This window comes from Kordia algicida OT-1, assembly GCF_000154725.1.
GTDB lineage: Bacteria > Bacteroidota > Bacteroidia > Flavobacteriales > Flavobacteriaceae > Kordia > Kordia algicida.
This window is the reverse complement of the sequence record NZ_DS544873.1, coordinates 947867-957722: the sequence shown is the minus strand read 5'-3', so window position 1 is coordinate 957722 and position 9856 is coordinate 947867. Positions and strand designations below refer to the sequence as shown.

General features: G+C 38.3%; 1 protein-coding gene. It reads right to left on the bottom strand.

Annotated elements, in window-relative coordinates; all coding sequences use genetic code 11:
- Positions 1–28 precede the first annotated feature (28 nt).
- A complete protein-coding gene (locus KAOT1_RS04025; protein ID WP_007093433.1) occupies positions 29–9853 on the bottom strand; it encodes an SDR family NAD(P)-dependent oxidoreductase in 9825 nt (3274 codons plus the stop codon).
- Between the last annotated feature and the right edge of the window lie 3 nt (positions 9854–9856).

Sequence of the window (9856 nt, the reverse complement as noted above, 5' to 3'; positions counted from 1 at the left end):
AAAGTCTTTTTTGGTGAATTGTCTGTTTTTAGAGTAAATCTTTTAATATTAATACTGCTTCATCAGTATCTAATAATTCTCCATCTATACGTTCTATGACATCTTCAATAGCATCTAAATCTTTGAATACTATGGTAGATTCTTTTGGTGTTTCAACTGCTTTTGGCGCTGTTTCTGGCCAACATTTTTCTTGGTCAAAAGGATATGTTGGTAAGTTGATACGTTTTATTTTTTTGCGTTTGGTTTCTGTCGTTGCATCTTTTTGAGTGGCATCTGTTAAACCTTGCGCTTTTAAATCTTCTGTTTTTTCGTGTACTAACGGATGTAGTTTTGCTGATTTTTCTTCTGGAATTTCCGCATTGTAATTGATTGTTGTTGCTTCTAACCAATAGCTTTCTTTGGCAAATGGATAGATTGGTAAACGCTGACGTTTTGGTTTTTGGTTTCCATAGAGAATGTTCCAATCAAAATCCAATCCTTTTGTCCATAAATCAAGCAACTTGTTTAGTTTTTTGTCAGAAACCCATTTTTGAATGATGAGTTCTTTCATTTCTTTATCGCCACTTACCAGTTTGAGTCCTTCTTTGTTTTCTTTGATGTGACCTTGGTAGAAATCTTTGATGAATTCCTCGCCTTGCAAATACGCTTCAACCTTGTCAATGAGTTCTTCCACGGAAGTGACCATAAAACCAACGCGCGCTTCCATGGCATCACGACCAACTTGTAGTGTGTAAGCCATTTCTACAAGATCGATCGTAGTCAAGTTTTGTTTCGCATACGCTAGCAAGTTTTCTGCTTGAATTTCTAGTTGTTCTTCGTTGCGTGCAGAGATTGGAATGAGGTATTTTTTGTTTTGAGTGATGACATTTATCTGCGATTTGTCTACCGTTTCTGGAATGTATTCGCTCATTACCAAATGTGCGTTTGTTCCGCTGAAACCAAAGGCACTGATTGCCGCATGACGAATTTCAGCTTGTCCAACTTCCCAATCTTGCAAACGATCGTTTACGTAAAACGGACTTTTTTCTAATGAAATATGCTCATTTAGCTGATTGTAATGTATGGTTGGTGGCAATTTTTTGTGTTCCATTGCCTTCATTACTTTGATAAATCCTGCAACTCCTGCGGCTGTTAAGCAATGTCCGATGTTACTTTTTACCGAACCTAACGCGCAATATTGCTCTTTTTCTGTATATTTTTTGAAGGAATTTTTCAACGCGGCAACTTCTATCGGATCGCCCAATTTCGTTCCCGTTCCGTGTGCTTCTATGAGTTGAATTTCTTCTGGATTGATGTCGTATCTGTCATACACTTCTTGTTCTAAGTTGGTTTGCGATTGTGAGTTTGGCGCTGTAATTCCGTTGGTTCTTCCATCTTGGTTTAATCCCCAACCTTTGATAACTCCATAAATATTGTCGTTATCGCGTTCTGCGTCTTCTAAACGTTTTAGCATTACGACTCCAACAGCTTCTCCAGGTACAAATCCGTTGGCTTCTTGGTCGAATGTGTGACATTTTCCGTCTTTTGATAACATTCCCGATTGTGCTGTTTTGACATGCATTTCTGGTCCTGTCATTACATAAACTCCTCCTGCCAAAGCAGAATCGCTTGCGCCTGAAGCTAAACTATCACAAGCGTTTGCAATAGCTACTAACGATGATGAACACGCCGTATCTAAAGCAATACATGGTCCTTGCAAGTTTAAGAAATATGAGATTCGCGCCGCTAAGATGGACGATGTTCCTCCTGTAAATCCTTGTGCGCTAAGTTGTTGCTCACGTGAAGGCAATTGGTAATCGCCTGTAGCACAACCTACAAAGACACCACATTTTGTTCCTGAGAGTGCTTGCGGATTGTAACCTGCATCTTCAATACTATGCCAGCATGATTGTAAAAATAATCGCTGTTGCGGATCCATACTTTCGGCTTCTATTGGCGAAATAGTGAAGAATAACGGATCAAATTGATCGTATCCTGCCAAGCTTCCCAACCATTTGCTATTGGTTTTTCCTGGCGTTGGTGTTCCTTCGCTGTAGTATTCGTTAATGTCCCAACGTTCTTTTGGAACTTCCGTGATACAGTTTTCGCCTTGCGCAATGTTTTGCCAGAACTGCTGTACGTTTTCCGCTTTTGGGAATTGTCCTGCCATTCCAACGACTGCAATTGCTTGCGATGTGTAATTGTTTGTTTTGGCAACACTCTTTTTAATCGCTTTTTTGGAACGAATGGATGTTAGTTTTCGTTCTGTAAATTGGAACGTATTGTTGCTATTTGGTATTGTTTGAACCGTTTTTGGCGTTGTAGCAACTACTTTTTTGGTTATTTTTTTAGTTTCTGTTAATCCGAGTCTTTGCAATTCCTCTTTGATGAATTCGCTGAGACTGTTGAGACTTGGATAGGTATATATTTGCGTTGCTTCAATGCTTGTTTTGTAATGATCGTTTATTTTTCGAATCCACGTTACACCAGTAATGGAGTCTAAACCAATGTCAATAAATTGTGCGTCTTCTTCTATTTCATTTTCTTCTAATTGCAATTCGTTTGCTAAGAACTTTTTGATAGTTTCTACAATTTCAGCAGTTCCATCAACTGTTTCTATTACTTCTTCTTCGTAAACGATTGTTTCAACTTCTTTCGGAGCTGGCGTTGCTACGGTTTTTGTTTCTTTCGTAGTTCGTATTGTTCCTCCAAGTTCTTTTTGAATGAAATCACCCAATTGTTGGAGCGTTGTGTATGTGTAAATTTGTGTTGCTTCCAGCGATAGTTTGTAGTAATCGTTTATTTTTCGAATCCACGTTACTCCTGTGATGGAGTCTAAACCAATATCAACAAATTGTGCATCTTCTTCGATTTCATTTTCTTCTAATTGCAATTCGTTTGCTAGAAACTTTTTGATCGTTTCTACGACATCTGAAATCGTATTTTCTTCAATATCATTCGATACTTCTTTTTCCGTAGTTATGACCTCATCAATATTTGTTGTTGCTTGCTTGTACGCAAAGTTTTCTTGAATTTGTTGCAATGTTGCTGCGTCTCCCACAAAAGTTTCGTCGTGCATTGCCAATTCTAGCTTTTTGGTTGCTTCTGCTTCCGCAACACGATTTTGTATGAGTTGCTGTTTGAACGCGATGAGTGTGTTTCTGGAATTTTTTGCAATCATTTTTGCCAATTCCACTGCGTAAGTTACTACTTCATCTTTGGTTAATACTGGTAATGCTACACCTCTATTTTCAAAATCTAGTCCGCTGTATTCTTTTGCTGTGAATAGTGTTTCGCGTGCCAGATCGTATCCCATAATTTCTGGGAAAATGTAGGTTGCTCCTGCGCCTGGCGTAAATCCGTAGTTCATGTACGGACTTAGGTATTTGCGTTCTTTGCTGAATAGTGTGAAATCAGCATACATTCCCATTGCCCAACCTGCGCCAATTGCGTGACCTTGCATTGCAGCGATGACAGGAATTTTACATTCCATTGCGAGTTGGAAAATTTTCGTATCAGTAAATTTACTTTTCCCTTCTTGAATTGCCACCAATCCTTCTTTTGTTCCGCCAGAAGCGAAATAGTTGTCGTAACCAGTTAGGATGACAACTTTGTAGTTTGGCGTGTTTTCAATGTGTTCAAAAACTTCATTTACACCAGCCATAAAGTCGTCCGTAAACATATTTTTAGAACCGCGTTCTTCTAATCGAATTTCTAGAATTCCAGCTTCTAAAACGGTTGCTTTGACAACTGATGATTTTAAATTGACAGTTCCTGTTTTTGGCGCTTTCTCGTCTTTTGCTGTGGCTAGTTTCCACGTTGGAAGTTCCTTTTTTGATTCTTTGATCGCTTTGATTTTGGCTGACTTCCAAGTTTTTGTGTTTTTTGCTGTTGACCAACTTTTTGCAAGTTCTGTAGCGTTTGTCGCTGTCTGAATTGTTGGTATTACGGTTTTTAGTTCTTTTCCATTGTATGATTTTCCAAGCAACAAGAGTTCTTTACTTGCCAATTCGCCATAACACGCTGTGAATAACAACGTAGCTTTTTGTGCTAAGGTTTTGTTGGCTAGTAATTCTTTTGCAGTGTAGTTTCCTGTTTCACTGTAGATTACTTCATCTGTGTGTAGACTTACCAACCATGCTTTTGCATTAGGTGAATTTTGTAATTCTGTGATGATTGGATAGTTGCAGTTTAGTAAGATTTCTGAAAGTTTGATGATTTCTACATCTTTTGCCGTTTGTGGTATGAAACTTTCTTGCTCACTTTTTAGCACAATTGTGCTATGATTTTTTGTGTTGTTGACTTCTGAAAAGAATGCTCCTATTTCACTGTTTAGTGTTCGAATACCTTTAAGCTTCGTGTTCTTGATGGTTACGACACAAACTCCATCTTTTTGGTATTGAACTTTGAAACTTTTTGTTTCGGAAATCTCCACTTTTTCAAAAGCTGTGTTTTCTGTTATTGTCGAAATTGCTGTGAGTTGTTCAACTTTTTCAGAAATATGACGCGATAAATGTTGTTTGAGTAAACGTAATGTTCGCTGAGATTTTTTAGCTAAGTTATCTGCTAAGTCTGCTGCCGTTTTTGTTACTTTTTCTGAAGCAACTATTGGCATGGTAAATCCGTTTTGTTTGAGTTGTGTTCCTGTGAAGCTTTTGTTTGGTTGTAGCAAGTTGTTTGCTAAGACTGCTCCAAAACGTTCATTGAAAAGGTTTGTAAGCTTGTCGTTTGTGTTTGAAAACTCGTATGTTGCTTGTTCGTTGCAAATTATAAAATCACAGAGTGAAGCTAGTAAAAATCCAACATTTGAAGCGTTTCCTTGAACGTTTGCAATGATTGGATAGTTGAACGATAGTATTTCTTTGAATAGTTCTTGTTGCAAGGCTTCATTGAAAACTTCGCTTTCTCCGTGTAAGAAATCTGTTTGTGTTCCTTCTATTAAAAGTACTTTTAAGTTTTCTTCTTTTGCGAGTCTTTGCAATGCACTTTTGAATTGGACAATGAATGTTTTGTCCAATTCAGAAGTTTCTAGTTGTAGTTTGTAGATTCCGTTGCCTGTGTTGAATAGTCTCAACATTGGTACAGTCGTTTCTATAATTTGTTGCGAACTTTCTACTGATAGTTGTACACGTCCTTTTTTCAAGGTTGCACTGTTTTTCTTATCAACTACAATTGCTGTTGGTTTTGTCAACTTAATACTAGAAGGTTTTTCTAGAGAACTTACCGTATTTTCAGCGTTTGTCGCCGTTAATGCAATTGTTGGCTTCGTTTGCACTGTAAAGAATAATTCCTTTGGTGTTTCAAACGTTTCTGCAAGCGTTGCTGTTGCTGCTGCTTTTACCGAAGTTTCTTTTGTCTCCAAAGTTGGTTCGAACTGTGTACTTTCTACGGAAGTGCTAAAAGAGATCCCCACAAATTGCGCACAGATTGTTCCGTTTGTATCACAGAGATCAATGTCAATTTTAACTTCGTTTTCTGCCTGCGAGTCGTTTTCGCTATAGCGAATCCAAGCAAACATTTCGCTTGTACAAGACGCGTGAATGTTTACAGAAGTAATTTCTGTTGGAATGATGGTAGTTGCCGAAATTTCGTTTTGGTTTCCTGCAATTCCTGAAACTGCTTTTACCGCACTCTCCAAAATTGTTGGATGTAATACGTAACTTTTTACGTCGTTTACCACTTCCGAAGGCAATTGTAAATGTGCTAATATTTGCTGATTTCCAAAATGTACGGTTTTTATGCCGCGATATGAAGTTCCGTATTGTACGGCATTTTCATAGATTGTCGTTCCTGAAATCACCGCTTTTGACATTTGTTGACGCAATGCGTTGATGTCTACTTGTAAGGTCGCTTTTTTGTCTGTATATCTTGCTTTTCCTTGCGTGTAAATGATGTCTTCATCGTCATGTTGACTGTATATTTCGTAACTCGCTACCGATTCACTTTCTGGAAGTAACGCAATGTGAATTTGATTTACTGACGAAGCTTGCATGAATGCACCAAATTGCACATTGGTAATCGAAAGAACGTTGTCTTCTTTTTGTTGCGGAATGGCTTGTGCTATTGCTTCGCGCGCCATTTCGAGACTTGCCATGAATGGTAATCCGTGAAGTGTTTGGTTTTCTTTGTGAATCGTAAAGTCTTTTATGTATGCTTCTTCTCCGTTGAATGTACTGCTGAAACGCGTTTCTGAAATGTTGGACGTGTTTTCGTGTACCAACGGATGAATGATCGCTTTTGTGGTTTCTTTTGTTGCTCTGCCTCTTTCTTCTGGCGTAAGCAGGTAACTTTCTTTGGCAAACGGATAGGTTGGTAAACTGATGCGTTGCGGTTTTTGAGTCGCGTAAAGTTCATTCCATTGTACGTCAATTCCTTTTGTCCACCATGCTAAGAGTTCTCCGTAATTTTTGTTTTGTAACCAAGTTGCGCATGTTTCATCGAAGTTGGCTTCCGATTTGAAATCTAGAACATCATTTTTATGATCTTTTGTACGTGCTTGGTGATATTTTGAGGTTTGTAATGCGTTTCCAAGATATGCGTTGAGTGTTTTTGTGAGTTCTTCAATAGAAAAAACTATTGTAGCAAAACGTTCGTCCATCGCTTCTCTACCTGTTTGCAATGTGTATGCGATTGCTAGTAAGTCTGGCGTATGTTCTTGGTTTTCTATGAAACGGGCAAGTTCTTGTATTTTTTGTTTTAGTTGTGGTTTTGTTCTTGCTGATAATACAATAGCAACTTCCGTATTTGGTGTATGTGTTGCTACATTTTTAACTGAATTGTATTCTTCAATGAGAATGTGTGCGTTTGCGCCACCAGCTCCAAAGGAAGAAACTCCAGCAATACGCGGAATGATGTTTCCATCAACGATTGGGTTTTCCCAAGTTTTTAATGATTGATTTACTACAAACGGCGTATGTTCGAAATCGATATGCGGATTGAGTTTTGCCGAATGTAATGAAGGAACTATTTGTTTGTGTTGTAATTGTAAGATGACTTTGGTGATTCCTGCGATTCCTGCGGCAGATTCACAGTGTCCGATGTTTGATTTTGCCGAACCGAGTTGACAGAAATGATTTTCATTATCAATTCCGAAAGCTTTGTTGAGTGCCGTTATTTCTATCGGATCGCCCAATTTTGTTCCTGTTCCGTGTGCTTCAATGTAGCTTACATGTCGTGGATGAACGTTTGCTTCTCGCAATGCACGACTGATGACACTTGCTTGTGCTTTTGGATTGGGCACACTGTAACCATTGGTTTTTCCTCCATGATTGAGCGCGCTTCCTTTGATGATTCCGTAGATGTGATCGCCATCTTTTTCTGCGTCTGATAATCGTTTTAGCATGACAACTCCAACACCTTCTCCCGGAATGTAACCATCGCCACCTTCGCCAAAACTTTGACAGTGTCCGTCACTTGAAATGAATTGTCCTGTACTTAGCATTTGATATTTGTTGGCATCAATACTAACGTTTACGCCACCTGCCAAAGCCATGTCTGTACGTCCAGATTTTAAATCTTGACATGCTAAATGTACTGAGGTAAGTGATGAAGAACACATCGTGTCTAATGTGATACTTGGTCCGTGAAGATTGAGCACGTAGGAAACTCTGTTGGCAATACTTGCCAAACTTCCTGAGAGATTGTATTCTCCGTACATGACACCAACATACACACCAACTTGTCCTGGTAAGTTGTTTTCAGAAGCTTTGTGCAATGCTTCGCGTGTATACCCTGCGTCTTCCATTGCCATCCAAGAGTGTTGCAAGAATAAGCGTTCTTGCGGATCGATGTTTTTGGCTTCTCTTGGCGAAATGTTGAAGAAACGCGGATCGAATTCGTCTACTCCTGCTATAAATCCGCCCCATTTGCTGTAATGACGATTTTGTTCTGTACGATCTTTGCTGTAATGTTTTTTCCAGTCCCAACGACTTTTTGGTACTTCAATGATGCAATCTTTTCCTTGTTGTAGGTTGTTCCAGAATTCTTGAATGTTTTCCGATTCGGGATATCGACCACTTAAACCAACGATTGCAATTGGTTCGTTTTGGTTGGTATTTTGTGGAGTAAATTGTACGTTAAAAGATTGTTCAGATTGCGTTCTTATTTTCTTTTTTGTTGTTTTTGTTTGATGCGACTTGCTATGTACAATCGTCTTTTTCGTGTTTGAAACGGATTGCTTTTTAGTCGCATTTGATGAAAATTTCGCAGTTAATACTGATGTAAAAGCATTTGCTAGATATTCACTGAGTTCATCAATAGTTTGATATTCAAAGAATAGCGTTTTGGAAAGTCGCCCAAATGTTTTTTCAAGCTGACTTGTAATGTTCATCGCTAAGATGGAATCGATTCCGTATTTTTCTAAAGCAACATGTGTTTCTATTTCACGTGCAGGAAGTTTGATGATTGTTGAGAATTCATCACGAACAAATGCTGTTGTTTTACGGAGTAATTCTTTTTCATCTAAGGTTTCAGAAATGATTTCTTCTTCTTGTTGCTGAACTTTTACTACTTGATTAAATAGTGTGTCTTTTATTTTTTCTAAAGAACCTTTTACACCCAAAATGTGTGTTTGATTGGTATTGATGGCTTTTTGGAATATGGTTGTTCCTGTTTGATCGTCAAGCGGAATGAATCCTGTTTCTTCGAGCAATCGTGCTTTGATTTCACTGTCAATTTCCATGCCTCCATTTTCCCAAAGTGGCCAATTGATTGATAGTGTTTTTCCTTTGCGTTTTCCTGCTTGTACAAGTTGATTTCGCTGTTTTGCAAATTCGTCCATAAAAGCATTTGCCACTGCATAATCTGCTTGCCCTGGATTTCCAAACCATGCTGCGATTGATGAGAAATAGGTTATAAAATCTAAGTCAACATCCTTTGTCGCTTCGTCAATGTTTTGTGTTCCTGCTACTTTTGCTTGTAAGACTTCTTTGAATTCTGCTACTGATTTTTTGAGGATGAAATTGTCTTTGTTGATTCCTGCCGCATGAATGATTCCGTGTAGTTTTTTGTACTCTTTTAGTATGTTTTGAACGTTTTCTGCAACTTTTTGCTCGTTTGCAACGTCCATTTGGATGTATTGAACTTTTTTGTTTTTTTCAGAGAGTTGTTGGAGCAATTGGCGTTTTTCAGCAGTTAGCTTTGAACGTCCTGTGAGAATGATTGTTGTTTTTTCTAGTTGCTGTAATATTTCTTTGGCGAAAGCAATTCCGACACCTCCAAATCCGCCAGTGATAAGATATACACCGTTTTCTTTGTATGCGCTGTTGTTTGATTGCTGGGTTTGAATTTCTTCTAGACGTTTTACAGCACGTTTTCCGCCTTCGTATTTGATGATGGCATCTGTGGATTGTTGCGTTTCTTCAATCAGTTGTGCTGCTAGTTTTTCTACCGCATTTTTTTGATCTGAAACGATGAGCTGACCAATTAGATTATGATTTTCTAAGGTTGCTGTTTTGAATAACGCTGACAGACTTTGCAGCAGGGTTTCTTCTACGGAAGTGCCCAAAACAATTTGCACGTAACTGTTTGCCTGAATTTTATTTTCAAGAATATTTTTGATGATGCTAAAACACGACAATGCAATTTCGCTAAAGTTTGAAGCTTTTACAGTGTGAATCGTACTTTGCGGAAGTTTTTTAGCAAGTACTTTTTGTGCGTTATCCGCTATTTGTAGGCAAATCACGTGATGTGCATTTACTGCTTGATTGTCATGCGGATTTTTGACAATTTTCCACGTAGGACTTGCATATAGCGTACTGACATCACTGTGTTTTTGTGCTGCTTTGATTGCTCTTATTTTTTCTAAAGCTTCTTTTTCAGAAAGCTTTTTACTCGATAAGTCTAGAAATATTTTTTTGAGTTGTTCTTTCATCATGAT

Coding starts and splice junctions, on each gene's coding strand:
- KAOT1_RS04025 (WP_007093433.1), bottom strand. CDS start 9,853: ATGATGAAAGAACAACTCAAAAAAATATTTCTAGACTTATCGAGTAAA.